Raw genomic sequence first — 24315 nt, forward strand, 5'->3', positions numbered from 1 at the left:
CTTTTACTGTGCTATCTCTTCGCTCCAGCTGATAACCTTTTTATATCCATTATCAAGCTCGAGTTTCTTATCGTTTTTAGCCAAAATTTCGCTAACACCGTGGTAGAACACCTGTGGATTTGTATTTTTAGGGCTATCTATGACCATAGTCTCGTGTGTGGCTAGAAATTTTCTGATATTTGAGTTAGGATCGTTAAGATCGCCTATTATACGGCTACCGCCCACACAGCTTTCTATACATGCTGGCTGAAGTCCCGCTCTTAGTCTGTGGTCGCAGAAGGTGCATTTATCGGCCTTATAGGTATGCAAGCTAAGATATCTTGCATGATATGGACAGGCCTCCACGCAAAGCGCACAGCCTATGCACTCCTTTGTGTCGATCTTTACGATGCCGTTGCTTCTTTGATAGCTTGCACCAGTTGGACAAACGTCGATACAGGCTGGTTTGTTGCAGTGGTTGCAAAGTCTTGGAAGTGACGCAATGACCGCCATTTTACCGCTTTTATCTTTTGCCTCGTACTCAGAAACGATGGTCCTAAAAGCACCTGGTTGAACGTCGTTTTCCAACATACAGCTCATAGTACATGACTGACAGCCAACACATCTTGTTAGATCTATCGCCATGCCGTAGCGAACGCCACTACCGCCAAAGTCCTTTGGTGCTGCCTTTAGCGCAGTCGTAGCGAAAAACAGTCCTGCAGCTGTGATGAAGCTGCGACGAGAGTTTAGGGTCTGTTGCATAAGAAATTCTCCTTTCTTTTTAGAAGTTTTTCTTATTTTAACATAGTAAATTTTTTTTCTAAAGTTTATTTTATATTTTTGCAAAATGTATTAAATTTTGAGAATTTTTGTAGCACTTTGTGAGTAAAATTTGAAGTTAAATTTTGGGAGAAAAAGATAGAAATTTAGCTTCTATCTTTTTTAAATTTATACTTTGTGATTTAGCATATAAAGGCGGATGACTTGCTCGGCGGTCATCTTTAAATTTCTAATGGCATTATCTTTTCGCATAGCTTCTTCAAGGCTCATTGGCTCATTTAGTATGCAAAAATACGCATCGATGCCGTGCTTATGGCAGTCTTTGGCGCACCTTTGCACGCTTCCAGCAAGCGCGATGACTGGCTTATGATGCCTCTTAGCTATCTTTGCCACGCCTGTTGGGGTCTTGCCCATGGTGCTTTGAAAGTCCATGCGACCCTCGCCAGTGATTACTAGATCAGCCTTTTTGATCTCATCTTCAAGTGCGATGGTCTGCGTGATGATCTCGATACCGGGCCTAAGCTTTGCGCCCAAAAATGCCACAAAAGCAAAGCCAAGTCCGCCAGCTGCTCCAGCGCCCTTTTGCGTGTGAAATTTAGTGCCATTTTTCTCTTTTACAAGCCCTGCAAAGTGCTTTAGCCCATCATCAAGCTGCTTTACCATGCGTCCATTTGCGCCCTTTTGTGGGGCATAGACGTAGGCTGCACCCTTTTGTCCGTAGAGTGGATTATCCACGTCACAGGCTACTAGAAATTCGCACTCTTTTAGCTCTTTTATAGCCTCTTCATCTGAAAATTCGCAAATTTGAGCTAGATCTTCACCTTTACCCTCAAGCAAAGAGCCGTTTTTATCATAAAATTTAAAGCCAAGAGCGCTTAGCATACCTATGCCAGCGTCATTTGTCGCACTTCCACCAATACCTATGATAAATTTCCTAGCACCCTTGCTAATGGCATCTTTTATCATCTGGCCAAAGCCAAATGTGCTAGTTTTCATAGGATTGCGCTCGCTAGCATTTATAAGAGTAAGACCAGAAGCACTAGACATCTCAAGTATGGCAAGGTCATCTTTTAGAGCATATCTAGCTAAAATTTCAGTCCCAAGTGGGTTTTTGACGATGGTATCTATAAATTTAGCATCAAGTGCGTCAGCCATAGCCTCCACGCTACCCTCACCGCCATCAGCTACTGGCTTTACGACGACATCGCAAAACTCTTCAAGGGCTTCTTTTATAGCAAGGCCCGCCTCAAGCGAGCTTAGCGAGCCTTTTAATGAATCTATCGCAACCAAAATTCTCATAAAAGCACCAAAGATAGTATATAAACGCTGATCATTCCAACAACGCCCATGATAAATGTCATCGCTGTTTGTGTGCGATATCCTTGATCTGCGGTCATCTTACTAAAGTTTGTCACGACCCAGAAATAGCTGTCGTTTGCGTGAGATACGCACATCACACCAGATGCTATCGCCATGACGCAAAGTGCGGCTGAAATTTCGCTCGTAAAGCCAAGTGTGTGCATGAGCGAGTTGTCAGCGCTAAATGCGCCCATGATAGAGGCTGTCGTGATGATAGCCACAGTCGAGCTTCCTTGAGCGGTTTTTAGCACGGCTGAGATGATGAATGGGAAGAAAATTCCTATCGCTTTTATAGTTGAGGCATTTTCTTTTATGAAATTTACAAAGCCAGCCTCAGTGATGACGTTGCCCAAAACGCCGCCAGCTGCGGTGATAAAGAGTATAGGACCTGCGATCTTTAATGATTCATTTGTTATGTGGTCAAATTCTCTCATCTTTTTAGTTTCAGCTAGTAAAAATACGCAAAAGATAACGCCGATAGCTAGAGCTATGATAGGATTACCTAAAAATAAAAATATCTTTGGCAAGAGCGCAGCTTTATCAAGCATGCCTTGTTTTGCCAAAACATCGATCACAGAGCCAACCGCCATGAAGATGATAGGCATGATGATAGGAGCAAGGCTCAAAAATCCGCTAGGCAATTTGCCAAATTTATTTAAAAGCTCCTCGTAGCTAGCTGTTATCGTAGCGTCAGCCTCTTTATCGCTAATAGTTACGCTTTTAGCGATGCTTTTTGAAAAGAAATAAACAGCTACCAAAACAGGTACTGAAACTACCGTACCCATGATGATGACAAGAAGCAAATTTCCTCCAAGGCCAAGTGTGCCAGCAGCGGCTATCGGACCAGGAGTTGGCGGGATGAAGACGTGAGATGCGTATAGACCGCCGCTAAGTGCTACTGACATAGCAACTGGACTTGCTGAAATTTTCTTATAAAGCGCCTCGCGGATAGAGTTTAAAACGACAAAACCGCTATCGCAAAATACAGGGATGCCTACAACCCAGCCCATTATAAGCATGGCAAGCTCAGGGCGTCTTTGTCCGACTAACTTTACGACCATGTCAGCTAGCTTTAGCGCAGCTCCCGTTTTTTCAAGCACTGTGCCGATGATCGTTCCAAAGATGATGACGATGCCGATGCTCTTAAATGTGCCACTAAAACCAACGCCTATCATCGATGGGATCTTGGATAGATCTATGCCTGCGACAATGGCAAGCACCAAAGATATACTCATAAGTGCCAAAAATGGATGCACCTTGAGCTTTGAGATCATAAGGATCATAAGGATGATTGCTATAACAAAACAGACAATCAAAGCTATACCGCTCATGAAAACTCCTTTATTGTGAGATTTTGCTAGTGATTTTAGCAAAATTTGCTTATATTTTTTCTAATATTTTTAAGTTTTTCTATTAGTTAAATTTTTTTCATTATTTATCTAAAATTTACTTCATCTGCCCAAATTTAGCCGCTTTATAAGATTAAATTTTTAGACTATTTTAAAATAACAAAGCCAAGACCAACCTTGTCAGTGTGCCTATCATAGTCAATCAAGCTCTCGCCATATCCAGTAAAATACTGCAAATAGCCATAAACGCCGCTTGAAAATATCGGAAACATATATGAAAGTTCAGCCGCGCCTTTATTTGTTTTATCAAAATGTAAGTTATTTCTTAGCATAAGGCTAAAGATGTGATCATTGAGATTGTAGCTAAGTCTTACATCGCCACGTCCGATATATTTTAGGATGTCTTTATTGTCGCCCTTGTCACCGATCACTACCCAAGCTCTTGGCGAGATATTAAGCTTGCCGTAAACAAAATCGCTTTGAACATAGGCTCTATTCCAGCTTCTTGATTTTTTGCCATCACGTCCATTTGACTCATGCAAAAGGCCAAATTTTAGGTTTTGGATACCGATATTTTCCAGATATTTTGGATAGGCAAAATTTAAGAAAATTTCTGGCTGGTAGTTTGTCTCACGAAATGGAGCTGAAGCCCTTGTGATCTGCCACCAAGAAGTCTGTGTATAGGCCGCTACTAGGCTCTCTCTAAGGCCAAAAACGTCGTAAAATAGCGGCTTTGCAAGGCTTATTTGAAACTTGGTCTCAACACTCTTTCTGCTGTCGTTTGGTATATTTTTAGCGTAAGTTACTGGCAAAAGGTAGTTAAATTTATAAAGCTCTATGCCAAGTGCGTTTTGCAGATGATGATCAGCCTTGTTTTCTTGTGTGATCTTAGCCTGCTTTACCTTTGCTTCTGACGTCGCTGGCTCGGCATTTAGGCTAGCCTGAGAAGCCATGCTTTGCGCGTTTATAGAGTTTGCGGCGATGCTTTTATAAATTTGCATAGCGCCCTTTATATCGCCACTTTGCTCGAGTGCCTGCGCCCTTTGAAACTCGCTAAGCTCGCTTGCTGCTAGAAGGCTAAAGGCAAGAGCCAAAAATAGTATAAACTTACGCATCCTTTTGCTCCTTTTTTTGAATTTCGTTTGCTATTTTGTATTCTTCTGGGAAATTTACGTTAAAAAACTGCTCTTTGTCCTCAAAATTTACTATCTTGCACTTGCAGTTTTTTCGTAAAAGCCCGATTTTGTGCTCATTTTTTAGATAAAGCTCATGTGCAAGTGGGGCTAAGCTTGGGCTAAAAAAGCCACAAAGCGAGTGTATATGCTCATCATCGCCAGCCACAACCATCTCAAATTCATCTTTAAATTTAGCCAGCTCGCCAAGACTTTTTGGGTCAAAAAATGGCATATCAGCTGGGATGATAAAGACGCTATGATCAAAGCTTTTTAGCACGCAGTAAAGCGCTAACATCGGCGAATAATCCTCACTGCTCTCATCTTTTATGAGCTTTAGTGGCGGGTTAAATTTCTCAAATTTAGAGCTTACAAAAACCTCATCAAAGACTTTGCTAAATTTAGCAACCTGATAGTGCGTGAGTGTTTCAAATCCCCCAAATGGCAACAAGGTCTTATCCTGACCCATGCGCGAGCTCTTGCCACCTGCTAAAATGACGCAAGTTTGCATCTTTTATCCTTTTAAATTTCAAAAAATTACAAAAGTATAACCAAATTTTCTAACTCATCTTGTTTTAAATTTATTATCACTTAGCAAAGCTTTGCCCTTAAATTTGCAAAAAAAGAGCGCTTTTGCCAAAACAATGGGCTACTTTTTAGCAGATAAAATTAATTTTTTTACCACGCTAATCATAAAGCTAGAAAATAACGGCTTACTTTTAAAGGAGATCACATGAGTGAAAGAAATTTACAAATTTTAGGTTGGATAGGCACGTGCTTATCGGTTGTTATGTACTTTTCATACATCCCGCAAATAATGGGCAACCTTGATGGCAACAAAACGCCTTTAGTGCACCCACTAGCGGCTGCGCTAAACTGCACGATCTGGACAAGTTACGGCCTACTAAAAGCTAAAAAAGACTATCCACTTTCTACCGCAAACTTCCCAGGCATAATCTTTGGACTTTTGGCAACTATAACAGCGTTTTAATGCGCTAACTTCAAGCTTTTTACGCTAAAAATAGCCGGTAAATTTGTAAATTTATCGGCTAAATTTAATTTATACAAAATACTTTCGAATTTCTTTAATTTTTACAGATAAAACCAGATATTGCAACGAAAATTTCACAAAAAAACATTTCATCAAAATTTGTCAAAAAATAAAGCAAAGTATCGCGAAGCGGGCTTTAAAATTTAGCGGCAAGATTTTAAGATAGATTTGGATGTTGTGACGAAATTTTCAGAAGGAATTTCATCAAAATTTGTGAAAAAGATAAGGCAAAGTATCGTGAGATGGGTTTAAGGGTTGCGACGTAAAAATTTAGCAAAGATAAGACATTTTAGTCTATCGAGCTAAATTTTTACTAGCTCCATTAAAAACGCTCGCGAGACGAGCCGTTAAATTCTAAAGATCACGCGGATCGGCGATTTTACCAGCTATCGCGCTCGCCGCCACAACAGCCGAGTTAGCCAGATAAATTTCACTAGTCCTATCGCCCATACGGCCGACGAAATTTCTGTTTGTCGTTGAGATACAGCGCTCATTTGCACCTAAAATGCCCATATATCCGCCAAGACAAGCACCACATGTTGGGTTACTAACAACTGCGCCAGCTTCTATGAAAATGTCGATAAGTCCCTCTTTTTCAGCAGCTCTTGCGATCTTTTGCGTCGCTGGAGTGATGATGAGCCTTGTTTTGCGGGCTACTTTTTTACCTTTTAGGATTTGCGCTGCTATGCGAAGGTCGCTTAGACGGCCATTTGTGCATGAGCCGATAAATGCTTGATCGATAGCTAGATCGTCGCGAACCGCCTGCCTTACGCTCTTGCCGTTGCTTGGCAAAAATGGATATGCGATGACTGGATCAAGGTTTGTGACATCGATCTCTAAAATTTTGTCGTATTTTGCGCCCTCGTCTGAGTAGAAAAATTTTGGTTTATCGCGCAAATTTTTATCTTTTAAAAACTCTTTCGTGATCTCATCAACCGCGATGATACCGCTCTTTGCGCCAGCTTCGATCGCCATGTTACACATTGAAAATCTATCATCCATGCTAAGGCCATCTATCACCTCGCCGCTAAACTCAAGCGCCTTGTAAAGTGCGCCATCAACGCCTATTTGACGGATGATCTCAAGGATGAGGTCCTTGCCATAGACGTGCTTATCAAGCTTGCCTTTAAAGACGACTTTGATGCTCTCAGGCACTTTAAACCAGTTTTTGCCAGTGATCATCGCATAAGCTAGGTCGGTGCTGCCCATGCCGGTGCTAAAGGCTCCAAGAGCGCCATGCGTACAGGTGTGGCTGTCTGCGCCGATGATGACGTCGCCTGGGATGACTAGCCCTTTTTCAGGCAAAAGCGCGTGCTCGATGCCCATATCTTTTTCGTCAAAATAGTTTTTAAGGTCGTGTTTGTATGCAAATTCGCGTGAAATTTTGGCTTGATTTGCGCTTAGGATGTCCTTTGTCGGGATGTAGTGGTCCATCACGATGGCAAAGCCGTCTGGGTTAGCTAGCTTTGTCGCGCCACTTCGCTCAAACTGCTTGATCGAGATAGGTGTCGTAATGTCGTTGCCTATGATCATATCGATCTTGCTCTCGATGATCTCTCCTGCGCTTACCTCTTTGCCAACGTGATCTGAAAATATTTTCTCGGTGATAGTTTGTTTCATAAATTTCCTTTAAATTTTGGGGCGATTTTAACGAAATTTGTATAAAAAGATATTTAGCCAGCGCTTTAAATCACTATAAATTTGACAAAAAATTTATGCTAAAAATTTGGACAGATAAGATTTGCAAGATAGTATTTTCTTTTTTATATATTTTAAAATTATAATTTAAGCAACTAAAATAAATTAAATGTCAAATTTAGCCTTAAATTTTATTCTAAATCCCTAAAATACTCTATTTATTACTTTGGATAATTAAATTAATAAAATTTAGCAAAATTTATCATAACTAGCGTTCTTTAGCTACTTTTTGCTATTTTTTCTTAAAAATAAAAATTAAGAGATATTGTTTAACTTTTATTATAAAATACGCCGAAAATTTTAAAAGGATTTAAGATGAAAAGACTTTTTTCTAGCTTGTCTAACAAGATAGCCTTTTTGCTGACAGCTTGGATGCTAATAGGCATAGGCATATTTTTTAGCATAAACTACTCAAATTCCAAATCGGAAAAAATTCAGTCCTACAACAATGTGCGTAAAACTGGTCTAAAATCGACGATGTACTTTGTCGATGAGTTTTTAAAATTAAGACTTCACATGGTGCAAACCTTCGCAAAAGAGCTTGAAGATAAAAAGCTCTACGCCAACAGGGACGATATAGCCGAGGCGCTAAAGGGTGCTTTTGTCATTTCGCCATTTGACGCGCTATTTGTGGGCTATGCAGATAACGGCAACGTCATAAAGACTGATCTTTTGAAAAACAACCAGCCATTTTTGATACCAAATTTTGATGGTCGCACGAGGGCTTGGTTTCAAGGTGCTAGCAGCAGCGGCAAGCCTGGATTTTCAGAGCCATACATAGATGTCACGACAAAGAATTTAACCATCACAGCCTACGCTCCTATCTTTGATAGCAACCACAAGCTTGTAGCGGTAATCGGCGCAAATATCTTCTTAAACGGCCTTAGCGAAGAGCTTTTAGAGATAAAAACAACTAAAACTTCAAACATCATGATCGCCGATGATGCTGGCAAAGTGATAGTTCATCCTGATATAAATTTGGTCTCAAAAGAAGATGAAACCTATAAAAACCTCATCAAAGAAAATATGAAAAACAGCATAGATGGCGACAAGGTCTCGCTATTTTTTTATAACGGTATGAGAAACGTCATCTACTGCCAAAAACAAAAGCTAACAGGCTGGAACGTCTGTATAGTGGCTGATGCTGATGAGTTTGTAGCTGAGATAAAAAGCGCTTCAAACAAGCAAATTTTGATGTTTAGCATCTTTTTGATCTCAGTCATCATCGCCATCATCGTGGTCGTTAGATACTTCTTAAGACCGGTTTTAACGATACAAAATGGACTAATCGAGGTCTTTAAATTTATAAACAACAAAACTTCAAACGTCGAGCCTATCAAGCTAAAAAGCAGCGACGAGCTAGGCGTTATGGCTAGCATCATCAATGAAAACATCGAGAGCACAAAAGAAAATTTAAATAACGAGCGCGAATTTCTAGCCAAAACGCAAGAATTTGTAAGCAAGATAAAAGGTGGCGACTTTAGAGCGACGCTTGAAGCGACGACAAATAGCCAAGCTCTGCTAAAGCTAAAAGAGGCATTTGGCGATCTACGTGACTCACTAAAGACAAATATCGCTTCAAATGAGCACGATATCTTAAAAGCGCTAGAAATTTACTTTAAAAACGACTTTACCGCCAGGATAAACGACGAGGGCGTCATCGCAAAAGGCATCGACGCACTTGGCGACAAGATCGCGCAGATGCTAAAAAATAATGAAGATGTCGCAAAACTGCTAGAAGACCGCGCTAAAGCGCTAAAAGGCTACATGCAAGAGCTAACGACTAAAGCAAACAAGAGTGCTACATCGCTCTCTGAGGGTGCGGCTGCGGTTGAGCAAATGAGCGCGTCTATGAGGCAGGTAAATGCAAGATCTGATGATGTCAAAAGGCAGTCTGAGGAGATAAAAAATATCATCACCATCATCCACGACATCGCCGATCAGACAAATTTACTAGCCCTTAACGCTGCCATTGAAGCGGCACGTGCGGGCGAGCATGGCAGGGGCTTTGCGGTTGTGGCTGATGAGGTTAGAAATTTAGCCGAGCGCACTCAAAAAAGCCTTGGTGAGATCGAGGCAAATGCAAATATCCTAACGCAAAACATCGATGATATGAGTGCAGCCATAAATGAGCAAACCATAGCGATCGCTCAGATAAACACGCTAGTTGCCGACATCGACAACCTAACAAAAGAAAATCTCGAAGTGGCAAATCAAACAAACAAAGCCACAAACGAGGTCGATGAGATCGCTGATCAGATCGTTAAAGAGGTCGCTAAAAACAAATTTTAACTTTTGTCCTAGCAAGCCAGCTAGGACTCTTTGTTAAAACATTTTTGCAACATTTCTGATATAATCCCCGCATGAAGTACGCACATTTAGTTCAAATAGCAAGTTATCTATCAAAATTTAAAAAGATAAGCCAAGCAAAGCGCGTAAGCGACATGGCTATACTTATCGAATTTAGCGGCGAAAAGATCATTTTTGATCTAAATAAGTCAAACTCAGCGATCTATAAAGATGATGAGCTAAAAGAGGCGAAAATTTATCAAGCACCCTTTGATAATGTCCTAAAAAAGCGTTTTAACGCTTCGCACATAAAAAGCGTCGAGTGCCTAAAAGACAATAGAATTTTAAAATTTACCTGCACGCAAAGTGGCTCATATAAAAGCGAAAATTTCATCCTCTATCTTGAATTTACAGGCCGCTTTACAAACGCTGTGATAACTGATGAAAATAACGTTATCATCGAGGCTCTAAGACACATCGACAATAGCTACCGCAAGATAGAAACTGGCGAGGTTTTAAAAGAGCTGCCAGCTATCGCCATCAAAGAAAAGCCGTGCGAGCCTATAACGGAATTTGATGAGTTTTTTAAAAGTGAAGCGGCTAGGATAAATGAAGCAAGGATAGCTAGCTTAAAAGAGGCAAAGCTTGCTAGCGTGCAAAAAAAGATAGATAGTATGAGTGAAATTTTAAACTCGCTTGAAGATAAAGATGAGCTTATGAAAAAGAGTGAGGAGTTTGCAAACTATGGCTCACTTTTGCTTGCAAATTTGGCAAATTTTAAGGGCTATGAGAGAGAAATTTCTCTTAATGATTTTGACGGCAACGAGATAAAACTAACTCTTAGCGATACACCCAAAAATAGCGCAAATGAATTTTACTCAAGATCAAAAAAACTTCGCGCAAAAGCCCTTGGAGTGGAGATAGAAAAGAGAAATTTAAGCGAAAAGATCGAGTTTTTGGAAGGGCTAAAGTCACTTTTAAAAGAGGCTAATAATGCTTACGAGCTTGAAATTTTAAGCCCAAAAAATAAGGCAAAACAAAGAGAGCGCCAGATAAAAGATGTGAGCGAAAATACTGAAATTTTCTACGTTAGGGAGTTTAAAATTTTAGTTGGCAGAAACGAAAAAGGCAATATAAATTTGCTTGATCTTGCCAAAAAAGATGACATCTGGCTTCATCTAAAAGACGTCCCAAGCGCTCACGTCATCATAAAAACAAACAAGAGCAAAGTGCCAGAGGACGTGCTAGAAATGGCTGCTAAATTTTGCGTGGAATTTAGCGTAAAAGGGGCTGGCAGATACGAGGTGGATTACACCAAACGCGAAAATTTAAGGCGTGAAAATGGCGCAAACGTCACTTACACAAACTACAAAACGATCATCATAAATAAAGGCTAAAAATGGCGGTAACACCTTTAGGAAACAGCAACTTCATCAACCAAAACGCCCCAGTCGTCTCGCAGGTGCATGCAAACCAGCAAGCACGCTTTGACATGCAAGCACTCCTGGCATCTGAGCTAGCCACCCAGCAAAACGAGGAGATCAAAGAGGTGCGTCCGATGGAGGAGTCATATAAAATAGACCCTGAAAAAGAGCACGAGCGTCAAAAGAGCGAAGAAGAGGCGAGCGAGTTTGAGAACGAAGAGCAAAACGCAAAAGCCAAAGATGAAGAGGTCTTAGAAGACGAGCTTGATAGCGAAGAAGAGAGCGAAGAGCCACACGTTTTGGATATAAAAATTTAAACTTTAAATTTAAAGACCATGGTTTAAATTTGCGACCATTATTTTTAAAATTTACTAGCTAGCTACGCCTAAAATCATAAAAACAAATCATTTAAAAAGTAGAAATTAAAAGAAGTAAAAGTGGCGAGAGGATGAGAGAATCGAACTCCCCACCAGACGGTCAACCGCCCAGTCATCGGGTTTGAAGCCCGTGAGCATCACCAGATTACTTTATCCTCCGTGTGCGTTATTTTAGCAGATTTAGATAAATTTTAGCCCATTTTCTATAAACTTTTTAAAATTACAAAAGGATTTATGATTTCTAAATTTAGCGTTTTTGCATTTTTGGTCTTATTTTTTTGCTCTTGCTCCTCAGTCCTCACCCCAGCAACAGCGCCGCTAAATGTATATGACGCATACTCCATTTCTCGCGATAAACGCGGCATCTACTCGATCTCTCGCGATAAATTTATCCAAAGCAAGCTACAAAGCAAAATTTTGTTTTCAAAAGGGCTCAGCAACATCGACATCGAGATAGAGGTCTTTTACGGCGATGCCTATCTCATAGGGCTTGTTGATAGCAAAGAGCTTGAAGGTAAGCTAGTTGAGCTTGCCAAAAGCACGGACGGAGTGCGAAAAATTTACACCTATCTTAGGGTAAAAAAGAGCGAGTATCCGTGCGATAGCCTAAGCATTCTTGCAAATTTAAAGCAAAATCTCTTTAAAGATAGCGTCGTTGAGGGCACAAATGTGCGTGTTAGCATCGTTGGCTGTGACGTTGTTTTTAGCGGTGTGGTAGATAGCATCGAGCAAGAAAAGCACGCCATTTGGTACGCTAAGCACATTGATGGCGTGGCTGATGTCTATTCATTCATCAAAGTTATCAAATAAATTTATGCTTCGCGCTTTTTCACAAAGCTTGCTATCAGACTTGGCAAGATGATGAGCGCGCCAAGCAGCATAAATACCATAACAAGATCAGTTAGCAAGCCAAAATAAATAGTCGGTATAAAGTTGCTAGTTATCATCACGCTAAATCCAAGGAAAATGGTAAATGAGGTGTAATACATCGCGTATCCTATGCTCGCGTGTGCAGCTTTGATGCTCTCAAAAACGTCCTTTGTAAGCAGCTCCTCTTTGAAGCGGTGGATGTAGTGGATGATATCATCAACGCCGATGCCTATACTAATGGCAGCAATCGTAATGCTCATCACATCAAGTGGGATACCAAAAAAACCCATTACACCAAAGAGCGTGCAAAGCGGGATCAAATTTGAAACTATGGCGATGGTCGCTAGCTTGATACTTCTAAAAACAAAGCAGAATATAACAAAAAGTATCGCAACCGTTAGTCCAAATGTATCAACCTGCGAGCTAAGCAAATTTTGAAGCATGTTGTTATAAAGCACCATCATGCCGACAACTTCGATGCTTACGTTATCGTTTTTAGTAAGCTCTGTAAGCCCTTCTCTAAGCTCTTTTAGAAATAAATTTCGTCTAAGCTTTGGATCACTATCAACGATCCTTAGGCTAAATCTAAGCTCGTCATTTTCGACGCTCACATAAGGACTTAGCAAGATCTTTTTATACTCAAGTGGTAGTTTTTCGTACATCGCAGCAAGTAAAAAGTCATCACTTACGCCGTTATTTAGCTCTTTTATCGCTTTTATGAGCGTTGCAAGAGAGCTTACGTTGCCTACAAAATTTTGCTCTTTTAGATAGTCGTGGATTTTTTCTGCAACTCTTGTGTGGTAGCTGTTAAACCAGTATTTTGCGCTCTTTGCGTCGTTTTCAAACTCGCTTTCAAAGTCATCTTTCTCATCAGTTTTTTCTTGTTTTGGCTCGCTCTCTTTAAATTTCACTATCACATCAACTGGGATCGTGCCACCAAGCTTTGTGTCGATGACCTGCATGCCTTGGCGGATCTGCGTGCTCTCTTTAAAGTAGCCAATGAAGCTGTTTTCAACCTTTATCTTACTGATGCCATAAACGCCAAAACAGACAACAAGCACGCAAACTGCGTAGATGATCTTTCTTGAGTTTAGGGCTAAATTTGCGCAGTATTTTGTAAATTTAAAGCTGTTTTCAAATGTCCTAACGGGAGCAAGCTTCTTTAAATTTACATTTATCGAGCCAAATAGCAAAAATGCAAGCACAAGTGAAACGCTAATACCAGCACTCATCATAATGCCAAGCATGATAACTGGCTTTATATCGGCACTCATTAATGAGCTAAAGCCAATAACAGTTGTAAATATCGCCCAAAAAGATGGAGAAAATTTGTCACGAAGTGTTAGATAGATGAGCTGATTTTGGCTGTATTTTGGGTGCCTTGCATAAAATTCTCTATAGCTAACGACTAGGTGGATGACAGTTGAAATGGTGATAATTAGCTGAAGTGCGATGTAGTTTGAGCTAATGACCGTCACTTCCCAGCCAAACATACCAAAAATTCCAGTCGTAAAAATGGCACTTACCGCGCAGATAAACATCGGCAAGACGATCCATCTAACCTGCCTGAAAAATAGCCACAAACTAAAACTAAGAAGCGCTAAAACGCTTAGCCCATAAACCAAAAGATCGCTCTTTATAAAGCCTATCATATCATCAGCGATCATGTTTGCGCCGCCTAAAAATAGCTCGTCATTTGCGTTAAATTTAGCGATAGTTGCCTTTATGGCTTCAAGGTTTTTGTGATCGCTCTTTCTAAGCTCATCACGGTAGGCTTTAAACTCCGCTAAAAGCGCTTTAAATTTCTCTTTTTCAGCCTGCGTGATAGTGCCGTTTGACTCTTTTTGGCTAAGCAAATTTCGCTCATTTAAAAGCTCGTTAAATTTCTCATCTTGCTTTAAATTTAGCGCGATCGCTGTGGTTTTTAGATCTTTGCTTATCAAATTTCCGCTATAAATAGGACTTTTTGCAAACTCAAGCTTTGCTTTTGAGATATTTATATCTTTATCACTTAGTGTTGGTGTGTGATCTAAGATGCCTGTAACGCCACCTTTTACGCTATTTAGAAGTGGGACGTTTAAGATAGAGATGACGCTGCTAACCATATCGTTTTTGGCTAGCTCATCACTTAAATTTTTAATAAGCTCTAAATTTTTAGGTGAAAAAAGATCATCTTTTGGGGTGAAAGCAACCACCAAAAGCCCTGGCGAATCGTAGCGCTTTGCGATCTGCCTATAGGCTTTTAGATCTGGGTCATGCTCAAGCAGCAAGGTCTCAGCCGAAGCGTCGATGCTAAGCTTTGTGCTAAGGTAGCCAAAAACTACGCTTAGAACTAGCACAAGCGAGATAACAAGCTTGTTTTTGGCAATGATAAATTTAAAAATTTGTCGCATTAAGGATTAGTTTTGTTTTGATCAGGCAAAACCGCTTCGTTTAGTTTTTGTAAAAGCGTATTAAAATCAGCATTGTTTAGCACGTCGCCAAACTGACTTCTATAAGTTTGAATGATGCTCACACCAACGATATCAAGGTCGTAAATGAGCCAGCCACGCTCTTTTGCATCGTAAAATTTATAGACAAATTCATAGTTTTTGCCGTCATTTAGAAGCTCTGATGTGAGCCAATATCTATTTTTTTGAGGCTCACTCTCTCCAGTGATGTGGATCTGTTGGTCTTTGTAGCCTAAAAGTTTGTCGATATATGAGCTTTTTAGCTTTTGCTCAAATGCAGCGTCAAATTTAGCTTGCTCGTCAGCACTTAGGCTGTTGTAGCGTTTGCCAAGGCTGATCTTTGCCATTTGTTTGTAGTCAAAAAATGGATCAAGCAGAGCAAAAATCTCTTTTGTCTTTGCATTGTTATCTAAATTTGTATTTTTTAAAATTTCAATCACCTTTGTTGTCTTTGCCTCTATCTCAGGCTTTATCTGCTCTTTTGAGAGGGCAAAAAGGCTAGTTGCTAAAAGTAAAATCGCCGCAAAAGCTTTAAAAATTTTCATACTTACTCCTTGATAAGTTTATCGCGTCTTTGCTCGTAAGCATCGCGTAAAAATGGATATAGATCGATTGCGTCTTTGCGTAGTTTTTCATAAGCAGTTGGATCTTGTGAAAAGCCGTTAAATGCTCTATAAGATTTGATACCAAGCGATAAAAGCCTAGGATCAACGTAGCTGATAGGATCGGCAAAATAGTCTCCAACTAGGCCGCCAGTATCTCTTAAATTTGATGGTCCAAGCAAAGGCCAAACGATGTGAAAACCGCTTCCAAGCCCCCAGTAGCCAAGGGTTTGTCCAAAGTCCTCATTGTGAGCCTTTAGATCATAGTATTTTGCCCCGTCTGTTAGCCCTCCAAAGCCAATTATCGTATTTGCCAAAAAGCGCAAAGTCTCTTCGCCAGCGTTTTGAAATTTAAACTGAAGCAAGTTATTTACAAAACGCACTGGAAAAAGAAGGTTGTCAAAGAAATTTGCAACCATCGTCCTAGCTGTGGCTGGCACGACATAAGCGTAGCCTTTTGCAACTGGAGTTAGCATATTTATATATATAAAGTCATTTACATTTGTCATCACTCTGTTGTAGCCACTAAGCGGGTCAAAAACATCTTTTTTTGCTTCAAACTCAACGTCAAAATCATCTTTTTCACTGTTTGCGTTCAAATCAGCGCTGGCACAGGCTAAAAGCAGGCTACAAAAGATAGCAAGCAAAAATTTCATCATAAAACCTTAAAATTTATTTATAAAATACAGCTTGATTTTATCCTCTTGAAACTTTACAAGAAATTAAAGAAAATTTATAATTTAAGCTTGTGAATTAATATAATTAGATATACTTTGCAAATTATTATTATATATTTAGAGGTAAAAATTTGAAAGCAGATATAAATTTAGAGCTATTTCTGGGCGAAGATACGCAGGTTTTAGCAAAGCATATCGCGCTACTTAAAGCGATAAAAGAGACAAAAAGTATTACAAAAGCTGCTGAAGTGGTGGGCATATCGTATAAAAACGCTTGGGACTGCTTAGATACGATAAATAACAAAAGCAGTAAGCCTCTCATCATAAGAGCTGATGGCAACAAGAAAAATAGCGGATCAGAGCTTAGCCCATACGCCAAAAAACTGATAAAAATTTACGACGCTATCCTCGAGACGCAAAAGGACTTTTTACAAAAAATTTGCCAAAAGGTTGATTTTGAAGATGTTGATATCATAAATTTACAAAGAATGAGTATGAATTTAAGCGCTAGAAACCAGCTCTCATGCGAGATCGTTAGCATAAATAGAGGTGCTGTAAATTCTGAGATCACTGCAAAGCTAAGCAATGGCAACACGCTTGAAGCGACTATAACAGTTGAGAGCGAGAAAAATTTAGGCCTAAAAGTGGGTCAAAAGGTAGTTTTCATCTTTAAAGCACCCTCTGTCATCCTAGCAAAAGATCTTGATATAAAAATAAGCACTAAAAATCAGCTAAAAGGCGAGGTCATCGAGGCAAAGATAGGCGCTGTAAATGCCGAGGTCACGCTAAAACTAAGCGACGAGCAAACTTTAACTGCCATCATCACAAAAGATAGCGCGATGGATATGCAAATAGGCGTTGGTGACACGCTTTTAGCAATAGTAAAATCATCTCAAATCATAATAGGAGTATAAATGAAAAAGGTTTTTAAATTTCTATGTGTGGCAGCTCTGCTTGCCATAAACGCACTTGGCGCAGAGGTAAATGTCTATGCCGCAGCAAACACGACTTACGCGTTTCCAGAGCTTATAAAAGAGTTTAATAAGCTTCACCCAGACGCTAAGATCAACCTAACTCTTGGCGCAAGCGGCGGCCTTGTCACGCAGATACAAAACTCGGCTCCAGCTGATATCTTCATGGCTGCTGATATGGGCTTTGCACAAAAGGCCTATGACACAGGCTTTGCAGTGGCTGCTCCAAAAGTTTACGCTCAAGGCGCTTTGGCGATCTTTTCTATAAGAGATGTGGACTTTAAAAAGGGCATCGAAGTGGTTCGCGGCCTAAAAGCGATCTCGGTAGCAAACCCAGAAACCGCACCTTACGGCAAAGCTAGCATCGAGGCTCTTAAAAATGCAAAACTTTATGACGAAGTAGAGAAAAACATCGTCTATGCTCAAAAAATTTCTGAGACACTTTCTCAAGCATTGAGCGCTTCAGATGTTGGATTTATCGCTGCTAGCGCGCTTTTTAGCGAGAAAATGGCAAAATACAAAGAGGGCATTAACTACATCTTCGTGCCTCAAGAGCTCTACACTCCGATCGATCAAGGCATCGTGCTTCTAAAACGTGCTGAAAATAACGCTGATGCGAAGGCATTTTATGAGTTTATCTTGGGCGAAAAGGCAAAAGAAATTTTCAAGAAATTTGGCTACAACGTCCCAGCTAAATGATAAGAGCAAAGATCGTTCAAATTTCTTCTAAAGATGGCGTCAATTTTTTTGAGCTTAAGTGCCTAAATTTAGGGAGAAATTTATATATGCTGGCCTTAAATGAGGCTAGCAAATTTGCTCTAAATGATGAGGTGAGCTTAAATTTCAAAAGTTCAGACGTCGTTTTATCAAGGCTTAGACTTGAGGCTAGTTCGCTTGAAAATGAGCTAAAATGCGAGGTCGCTGGCATAACTCGTGGCGAAATTTTAAGTATAGTTAGCCTAAAGTGTGAGCAGCTTTGCTTTGAGGCTATCATCTCAGATCACGCTCTAAAAGGGCTAAATTTAGTGATAGGCGAGCAGGTTTTTGCCTATGTTAAATCAACAAGTATCCACGTAAGCGCTTAAAAATGATAGAAATTTCTTGCAAAAAAGAGCTAAATGGCGGTGGCGGTAAATTTATGCTTGAGGCCGAGCTTGCCTTTGAAAGTGGCGAGTTTGTCGCACTTTATGGAGCAAGTGGCGGAGGTAAAACGACGATTTTAAGGCTCATCGCTGGCTTTGAAGCCCCACAAAGTGGCGTGATAAAGGCTACAGATAAGATATTTTTTGACGAAAAGACAAATTTAGCCCCGCAAAAGCGAAATATCGGCTTTTTGTTTCAAGACTACGCCCTTTTTGAAAATATGAATGTCTTTAAAAATTTGCTCTTTGCAAATAATGATGAAAATTTAGCAAACAAACTGCTTGAAATTTGCGAGCTAAAGAGCCTAAAAAACGCCAAGATAGGCGAGCTTTCAGGCGGTCAAAAGCAGCGCGTGGCACTTGCTCGTGCGGTGATGAGAAAGCCAGAAATTTTACTGCTAGATGAGCCACTAAGTGCCCTAGATAACGCCATGCGCGAGAAGCTGCAGGATTATTTACTAGCACTTCATGATGAGTTTAAGATGAGTGTTATCTTAGTAAGTCACGACATAGCTGAAATTTACAAGCTTTGTAGCAAGGTTTTTGTACTTGAAAATGGCAAAATTTCAAGGTCTGGCAGTGCAAGTGAGATATTTTTAAAAAGTGCAGGATCGCAAAAATTTGCATTTAACGCTAAGGTTTTAGAGATCAAAAAGTGTGACGCCATTTTTGTAGCAAGCGTGCTCATAAACCGCCAAATTTGCGAAGTCGTGCTAAGTAGCGCAGAAGCTAGTGGGCTAAGAGCTGGCGACACCGCCATAGTTAGCACAAAAGCCTTTGGCGTAAATTTGGTAAAAGCATGATGAGTGAGCTAGCAAATATCGATTACGAGCCATTTTGGCTCTCGCTAAAGCTCTCTTTTATCACGACTTTTATCCTATTTTTCTTCTGCGTAGGACTTGCTTACTTTATGTCGCAAAAGAAATTCTTTGGCAAGGCGTTTTTAGAGTCCATCATCTCGCTGCCTTTGGTGCTGCCGCCAAGCGTTCTTGGCTTTTATCTGCTCATTTTTCTCTCGCCCTACTCAGCCTTTGGTAAATTTATCGAAGAGCTCTTTGGCGTAAGGCTGGTTTTTAACTTCACGGGCCTTGTTGTAGCAAGCTGCATCTACTCGCTGCCATTTATGTTTGGGCCCATTTATGCTGGGCTAAATAGCCTAAAAAAGAGCCTTTTTGAGGCGAGCTACAGCCTTGGTAAAAGCAAGCTTACGACCATTTTTAGGGTCATCTTGCCAAGCATCAGATCAAACTTACTAACCGCGATCGTTGTTAGTTTTGCTCATACGATGGGCGAGTTTGGCGTGGTTTTGATGATAGGTGGCAGCGTGGCTGGTGAGAGCAAGGTCGCTAGTATCGCGATATTTGAAGCAGTTGAGATGCTTGACTATACCAAAGCTCACATTTACGCTCTTTTGATGCTAATAATTAGCTTTTTCGTTCTTTTTGTCGTCTATCTCTTAAATTCAAAAAAAGCTTAAAGATATATAATAGATAAAATTTTTAAAGGACAAAACATGATAAAAGTGCCTACAAGCATCTATTTAAGGACTTTAGACGGTAAAGAATTTGACTTTTCAGCCTTTGCAAGGACCCACGACTGCGTGGTTTTTATCTATCCAAAGATAGGCGAGGATTTTGAGCTTTTAAGCGAGCAGCTACAAAAAACTGCGGGCATGAAGGGTTGCACCAAGCAAGCGATAAACTACAAAAAACTTCTTAAAGAATTTAACGATCTTGGCTTTATGGTAGTAGCTATCAGCTCCCAAGATATCGCTGCTCAGAAGAAATTTGAAGAAGAGACCGCAACTGGCGTGATGTTTTTAAATGATAGCGAGTTTATGCTAGAGCGCGCGCTTGAATTGCCTGTATTTGCAGCTTCAAATGGGCATAAATTTTACTTTCGTCAAACACTTATCATAAAAGGTGGCAATATAAGGCGCGCATATATCGTTGATGAGCCTGAAAACGACGCCAAAAATATGTTGGAGAAGATAAAAAACGAAGACTACTAAGGATAGAAAATGGACAAAAATAGCAAGATCGAAAAGTCTTATGACGAGCTAACATATAAATCAGCGGCATTTGCGCAGTCATCACCCTATAAACTAGAGGCTTGCGCCACACTTCTTGGCATCAACCCGCCACCTTGCAAAAACGCAAAAGTTTTGGAGATAGGATGCAGTTTTGGTGGAAATTTGATCCCATTTGCTGTAAATAACGAGAACGCAAGAGTAGTTGGCATCGACCTTAGCGGCGAACAAATAAGGCGTGGTAAAGAGATCGTAAAAGAGATAGGACTACAAAATTTAGAGCTAATTCACGGCGATATCTGTGAATTTAAAAGTGATGAGAAATTTGACTACATCATCGCTCACGGCGTCTTTAGCTGGGTACCTGACTTTGTAAAAGATGCTATTTTAAGAGTCGTAAGAGAAAATTTAAGCCAAAACGGCGTGGCGTTTATCTCTTATAACACATACCCAGGCTGGAAGATAAAAGATGTCGTGCGTGATCTTATGCTGCTTGCCGCAAAAGACAAAGATAGCACTGAAGAGAGGCTAAAGGCAGCCAAAGAGGCACTTTTAATCTTTAAGGAAATTTTACTAGCCAAAGACAATGAAATATACGAGAAACAAATACCTCTCAAGGTACTTCTTTTTTGGATAGATAATATTCTTAGTAAAAGCGATTTTTACGTAGCTCATGAGTTTTTAGAAGAGATAAACGATCCATTTTACTTTAAAGACTTTAACGCCATGCTGGCTAAAAACGATCTTGCCTATCTTTGCGAATACGGACTTGAAGACCTTTTTGTGCCAGATCTTGGCATAGAGCATGTAGATAACTACAAAGATAGCAAATTTAAAGATAGGATCGATCTAGAGCAGTTTATGGATATACTTAGCAATAAGGTCTTTAGGCAAAGTCTCATCGTGCATGCTAAGGCTTATGAGAGCGTGGCTAATAAACAAATAGGACCAAGCGATGTAAATAAAATTCACGTCGTAGCCGACTTTGTAAAAAAAGATGATGGCTGGCATGATAAATTTTCTCTTATGCCTCAAGATATATCTTGGCTTTGCGAGGTCTTTTATAAGATGTATCCAGCAAGCATAAATCTCTCTCAAATTTTAGAGATTTTGCCAGAAGATAAGCTCATGGTTTATAGCGCTTTTGTAAGACTTTTAACTAACTCAGCAAGCGCGATGATAGTTAAAGATGAGCTAAAAGATATAGAGTATGCTCCAAATCACTCAAGGCTAAAGGCAAATTTAACCGGCTATATAAAGTACTTTTTAAACCACAAAGATAACGCAGACATTACCTTTGCAAACAAATTTGGTCTTACAGAACGTCTTGACAGGCTTGATTACTATATATTTTTACTACTTGATGGTAAAAATACTTTAGAAGAAATAACAGCTAAGAGTTTAAAATTTATAAAAGAAAACAGCATAAAAATATCTGATAAAAATGGCAAAGAGCTTAAAAATGACAAATTAGTCGCTCACTTAAAGGGCTACATCGTAGGCACAGCAAAGATAGCTAGCATGCTCTATCTGCTTGAGGAAATTTAAAATGAAAAAAATTCTTGCTCTTATATTTTGTATATTTCTAGCAGGTTGTGCTAGCAAGCCAAGCGTGAAAAATCTAAATCTTAAAAGCAGCCTAAACTACGGCGGCCAAGAGCTTGCAAAGATACTTGAGCAAGATGATGCAGTGGCATTTAGCAGCAACTTTCGTGAGGGAGTTTTCATCTATATAAGTAACGCTAAAGTCGCAAACTATCTTGGCGTAGTAAGAGCTGAGAGGCACGCTAAATTTAGCGTAAAAGAGCTAGGTAAAAACGATCTTTTGATAAAAAGCGTAAATGATCTAACGCAAAGCTTTGATGCCAGTTTAGAGCGAGCTAGAGAGCTAAAATGTGGCACTTTAGTGATCAGGCTAAAAGATAAATTTCAAGATTTAGAAGCGGCAAATAAATTTTTAGAGCAAAACGAGAGCGCATTTTTAAAGATGAGCAATGAGATAAGCTGCAAGTAGCCTTATCTGCCCTGCTCTATAAGCTTAAAAACTTCATCCTCTAAGCTCAAAGCATTTTTGCCAAAAGCTACGTAAAATGGGCTTTTTAGATCCGCTAGCTTGTAGCTTGGCTCGCATCTGTCGCTAGCGTTTAAGACCTTGCCACCGCTAAATTTCACTACCGCCTCGCCTGCAGCGTTGTCCCAAAGATAGCTAGGGCTAAATCTCACATATATCCCGCCAAGCTCGGCTAAACGGCAAAATTTAATGGCAGATCCGATGCATTTTTGCTCTAAATTTAAACTATCTCTTACAAGTTCAACCTTCTTCGTCTCGCCTCTTCTGCTTGAAAAGATGAAGTTATTTAAGCTTTTAGCTTTTTCATTTAGATCATCTCTTGCTACGACCTCATCATTAGCACCTAAAATTTCTTTAAAAGCGCCGTTTTCATCAGCGTAAAAAAGCTCTTTGCTAACTGGGATAAAAATGACGCCAAGTACCGGCCTAGCCTCTTTTATAAGCGCTATACAAACGCAAAATTCGCCATTTCTAGCTAAAAATTCTTTCGTGCCATCAAGGGGATCAACTAGCCAAAACTCGTCTTTGTCGCTATCTTGTAAGATGCTCTCTTCAGAGCAAATCTTTATCCCACTTTTGCTTAGCTCTTTTAGTATCACCTCATTTGCCGCTAGATCAGCGCTAGTTAGCGGCGAGCTGTCATCTTTTAGGCAGACTTTAAGCGCCTGGCTATTAGATGAGTAAAATTTCATTATCTCACCTCCAGCGCTGATGGCTGCCTTGATGGCTAAATTTAAAAGCTCGCTCATTTTGGTGTTCTGTTTGTCTCTCCGACGTAGAGCTGTCTTGGACGGACGATCTTTATAGTGTCTTGCTCTTTTAGCTCGATCCACTGGCTGATCCAGCCTGGCGTCCTGCCGATGACGAAGATGACGGCAAACATATTGTTTGGTATGCCAAGCGCCTTTAGGATGAGCCCTGAGTGAAAATCAACATTTGGATATAAATTTCTACTTACAAAGTAGTCGTCATTTAGCGCGATCTCTTCTATACGGTTGGCGATCTTTATGAGCTCTGAGCTAATGCCGATCTCGTCCATCAGCTGATCTCTCATCTTTTTAAGCACCTTTGCGCGCGGGTCAAAGTTTTTATAGACCCTGTGACCAAAGCCCATCAGCCTAAATGGATCGTTCTTATCCTTTGCTCTAGCGATGTATTTATCGACGTTTGCGACCGAGCCGATCTCTTCAAGCTGGCGGATGACGCCCTCGTTTGCTCCGCCATGAGCCCAGCCCCAAAGAGCGCCGATACCAGCGCTTATACATGCGTATGGGTGCGCGTGCGTAGAGCCAACAGTCCTAACGGTAGTCGTCGAGGCGTTTTGCTCGTGGTCAGCGTGGAGCATAAAGACCGTGTCAAGCGCCTTTATCTCGATAGGCTTAAGATCGACGTGCTCGTATGGATAGCCCCTCATCATGTAGAGGAAATTTTCAGTAAAGCCACGATCTAAATTTGGATATATAATAGGAAGTCCGCGTGAGTAGCGGTAGCTAAAGGCTGCGATCGTTGGGATCTTGGCGATTATACGCATAGCCATCTCGTGATACTCTTCAGGCTTGTCCATATTTAGGTGATCTGAGTAAAAGGCACTTAGCGCTGAGACTGCTGCCTGCAAGATCGCCATAGGGTGCGCTTTGTCTGGAAATGCATCAAATAGCTTCATCATGCCCTCGTGTATGAAGCTCCTTTTTTTGAGCTCATCTTTAAAGCCCCTGTATTGCTCGTTCGTTGGCAGCTCTTTGTTTAAAAGCAGGTAGGCAACGTCCAAAAATGTCTTATTTTCAGCCAAATAGGCGATGTCGTAGCCCCTATACATGAGCTCGCCCTTTAGGCCGTCTATGTAGGTTATGGCTGAGCGGCACATCGCAGTTGAGGTATAGCCCCGATCAAAGGTAAACATCCCAGTATCGCTAAAAAAGGTCGATATGTCGATGACGTCTGGCCCCATCGTGCCTTTTAGGATAGGAAATTCATAGCTCTTGCCAGTTCGGTTGTCGATTAGTGTGGCTGTATTTGATGACATTT

24 protein-coding genes, 1 tRNA gene and 1 pseudogene are annotated in these 24315 nt (G+C 40.4%); 14 read left to right on the top strand and 12 right to left on the bottom strand.

Annotated elements, in window-relative coordinates; translation table 11 throughout:
* Positions 1-3 precede the first annotated feature (3 nt).
* From CCS77_RS08470 to CCS77_RS08490, 5 genes are all read right to left on the bottom strand, one after another.
* Entirely contained in the window at positions 4-741 is a 738-nt protein-coding gene (locus CCS77_RS08470; RefSeq protein WP_107917132.1) for a 4Fe-4S dicluster domain-containing protein, read from the bottom strand.
* A gap of 186 nt (positions 742-927) precedes the next feature.
* Positions 928-2058, bottom strand: a complete 1131-nt coding sequence (locus tag CCS77_RS08475) for a glycerate kinase family protein (protein ID WP_107917133.1) — start codon at positions 2056-2058, stop codon at positions 928-930.
* Positions 2055-3449: a GntP family permease gene (locus CCS77_RS08480; RefSeq protein WP_107917134.1), complete on the bottom strand. Its 1395-nt coding sequence runs from the start codon at positions 3447-3449 to the stop codon at positions 2055-2057. Before CCS77_RS08480 ends, CCS77_RS08475 begins: the two co-directional genes overlap by 4 nt.
* Positions 3450-3613: 164 nt before the next feature.
* Positions 3614-4582 (bottom strand): phospholipase A, encoded by a 969-nt coding sequence (locus tag CCS77_RS08485; protein WP_107917135.1) that lies wholly within the window; start codon positions 4580-4582, stop codon positions 3614-3616.
* Positions 4575-5150 (bottom strand): molybdenum cofactor guanylyltransferase, encoded by a 576-nt coding sequence (locus CCS77_RS08490; RefSeq protein ID WP_107917136.1) that lies wholly within the window; start codon positions 5148-5150, stop codon positions 4575-4577. The genes CCS77_RS08485 and CCS77_RS08490 overlap by 8 nt, the downstream gene beginning before the upstream one ends.
* A gap of 222 nt (positions 5151-5372) precedes the next feature.
* Between CCS77_RS08490 and CCS77_RS08495 the strand changes: the two genes are divergently transcribed.
* A complete protein-coding gene (locus CCS77_RS08495) occupies positions 5373-5630 on the top strand; it encodes a SemiSWEET family transporter (RefSeq protein WP_087581406.1) in 258 nt (85 codons plus the stop codon).
* Positions 5631-6044: 414 nt separating this feature from the next.
* Here the strand turns inward: CCS77_RS08495 and leuC are convergent, their stop codons facing one another.
* Positions 6045-7310: a 3-isopropylmalate dehydratase large subunit gene (gene leuC / locus CCS77_RS08500; protein ID WP_107917137.1), complete on the bottom strand. Its 1266-nt coding sequence runs from the start codon at positions 7308-7310 to the stop codon at positions 6045-6047.
* Between the two features lie 594 nt (positions 7311-7904).
* Between leuC and CCS77_RS10900 the strand changes: the two are divergent.
* The 4 genes and pseudogenes from CCS77_RS10900 to CCS77_RS08515 form a co-directional block, all read left to right on the top strand.
* Positions 7905-8402: pseudogene (locus CCS77_RS10900) on the top strand (PDC sensor domain-containing protein); the annotation flags it as partial.
* A 753-nt stretch (positions 8403-9155) separates the two neighbouring features.
* Positions 9156-9680: a methyl-accepting chemotaxis protein gene (locus tag CCS77_RS10905; protein WP_103575376.1), complete on the top strand. Its 525-nt coding sequence runs from the start codon at positions 9156-9158 to the stop codon at positions 9678-9680.
* 71 nt (positions 9681-9751) lie between these two features.
* On the top strand, positions 9752-11074 hold the full coding sequence (locus CCS77_RS08510; RefSeq protein ID WP_107917139.1) for an NFACT RNA binding domain-containing protein: 1323 nt from the start codon (positions 9752-9754) through the stop codon (positions 11072-11074).
* A 2-nt stretch (positions 11075-11076) separates the two neighbouring features.
* Positions 11077-11418 (top strand): hypothetical protein, encoded by a 342-nt coding sequence (locus CCS77_RS08515; RefSeq protein WP_107917140.1) that lies wholly within the window; start codon positions 11077-11079, stop codon positions 11416-11418.
* Positions 11419-11539: 121 nt separating this feature from the next.
* Here CCS77_RS08515 and CCS77_RS10385 read toward each other — a convergent pair.
* A tRNA-Sec gene (locus CCS77_RS10385) sits at positions 11540-11637 on the bottom strand.
* Positions 11638-11712: 75 nt separating this feature from the next.
* On the opposite strand from CCS77_RS10385, the gene CCS77_RS08520 reads away from it, so the two are divergent.
* Positions 11713-12288 (top strand): BON domain-containing protein, encoded by a 576-nt coding sequence (locus CCS77_RS08520; RefSeq protein WP_012140469.1) that lies wholly within the window; start codon positions 11713-11715, stop codon positions 12286-12288.
* 2 nt (positions 12289-12290) lie between these two features.
* Here CCS77_RS08520 and CCS77_RS08525 read toward each other — a convergent pair whose 3' ends face one another.
* Genes CCS77_RS08525 through CCS77_RS08535 form a run of 3 tightly spaced genes read right to left on the bottom strand, consistent with a single transcriptional unit; the run spans position 12291 to position 16056 of the window.
* The gene (locus tag CCS77_RS08525) at positions 12291-14741 is read right to left on the bottom strand and encodes an efflux RND transporter permease subunit (protein WP_107917141.1); all 2451 of its coding nucleotides are present in this window, start codon (positions 14739-14741) and stop codon (positions 12291-12293) included.
* Positions 14741-15343, bottom strand: a complete 603-nt coding sequence (locus tag CCS77_RS08530) for an ABC transporter substrate-binding protein (protein WP_107917142.1) — start codon at positions 15341-15343, stop codon at positions 14741-14743. Before CCS77_RS08530 ends, CCS77_RS08525 begins: the two co-directional genes overlap by 1 nt.
* 2 nt (positions 15344-15345) lie before the next feature.
* Positions 15346-16056 (bottom strand): MlaA family lipoprotein, encoded by a 711-nt coding sequence (locus CCS77_RS08535; RefSeq protein ID WP_103585993.1) that lies wholly within the window; start codon positions 16054-16056, stop codon positions 15346-15348.
* Positions 16057-16208: 152 nt separating this feature from the next.
* Here CCS77_RS08535 and CCS77_RS08540 point away from each other — a divergent pair, with 152 nt between their 5' ends.
* The 8 genes from CCS77_RS08540 to CCS77_RS08575 are packed head-to-tail and all read left to right on the top strand — an operon-like array spanning position 16209 to position 22233.
* Positions 16209-16991 (top strand): TOBE domain-containing protein, encoded by a 783-nt coding sequence (locus CCS77_RS08540; protein ID WP_103581455.1) that lies wholly within the window; start codon positions 16209-16211, stop codon positions 16989-16991.
* Positions 16992-17747: a molybdate ABC transporter substrate-binding protein gene (gene modA / locus CCS77_RS08545; protein ID WP_107917143.1), complete on the top strand. Its 756-nt coding sequence runs from the start codon at positions 16992-16994 to the stop codon at positions 17745-17747.
* The gene (locus CCS77_RS08550; RefSeq protein ID WP_107917144.1) at positions 17744-18133 is read left to right on the top strand and encodes a TOBE domain-containing protein; all 390 of its coding nucleotides are present in this window, start codon (positions 17744-17746) and stop codon (positions 18131-18133) included. Before modA ends, CCS77_RS08550 begins: the two co-directional genes overlap by 4 nt.
* Before the next feature lie 2 nt (positions 18134-18135).
* Positions 18136-18993, top strand: a complete 858-nt coding sequence (locus CCS77_RS08555) for a sulfate/molybdate ABC transporter ATP-binding protein (RefSeq protein WP_107917145.1) — start codon at positions 18136-18138, stop codon at positions 18991-18993.
* Positions 18993-19667, top strand: coding sequence for a molybdate ABC transporter permease subunit (modB, locus tag CCS77_RS08560; protein ID WP_107848069.1), 675 nt, complete (start codon positions 18993-18995; stop codon positions 19665-19667). The genes CCS77_RS08555 and modB overlap by 1 nt, the downstream gene beginning before the upstream one ends.
* A gap of 36 nt (positions 19668-19703) precedes the next feature.
* Complete coding sequence (locus CCS77_RS08565; RefSeq protein WP_103597207.1) at positions 19704-20201, top strand: redoxin family protein; 498 nt, start codon at positions 19704-19706, stop codon at positions 20199-20201.
* Positions 20202-20210: 9 nt separating this feature from the next.
* Positions 20211-21767, top strand: coding sequence for a class I SAM-dependent methyltransferase (locus tag CCS77_RS08570; protein WP_107917146.1), 1557 nt, complete (start codon positions 20211-20213; stop codon positions 21765-21767).
* 1 nt (position 21768) lies between these two features.
* Positions 21769-22233 carry a damage-inducible protein gene (locus CCS77_RS08575; protein ID WP_107917147.1) on the top strand — a complete coding sequence of 155 codons (465 nt, stop codon included), beginning with the start codon at positions 21769-21771 and terminating at the stop codon, positions 22231-22233.
* A 2-nt stretch (positions 22234-22235) separates the two neighbouring features.
* Here the strand turns inward: CCS77_RS08575 and CCS77_RS08580 are convergent, their stop codons facing one another.
* Both CCS77_RS08580 and CCS77_RS08585 read right to left on the bottom strand, forming a co-directional pair.
* Entirely contained in the window at positions 22236-23039 is an 804-nt protein-coding gene (locus tag CCS77_RS08580) for a 3'(2'),5'-bisphosphate nucleotidase CysQ family protein (protein WP_107917148.1), read from the bottom strand.
* Positions 23036-24313: a citrate synthase gene (locus CCS77_RS08585; RefSeq protein ID WP_021085366.1), complete on the bottom strand. Its 1278-nt coding sequence runs from the start codon at positions 24311-24313 to the stop codon at positions 23036-23038. The genes CCS77_RS08580 and CCS77_RS08585 overlap by 4 nt, the downstream gene beginning before the upstream one ends.
* Between the last annotated feature and the right edge of the window lie 2 nt (positions 24314-24315).

Source organism: Campylobacter concisus, assembly GCF_003048375.1.
Lineage (GTDB): Bacteria > Campylobacterota > Campylobacteria > Campylobacterales > Campylobacteraceae > Campylobacter_A > Campylobacter_A concisus_T.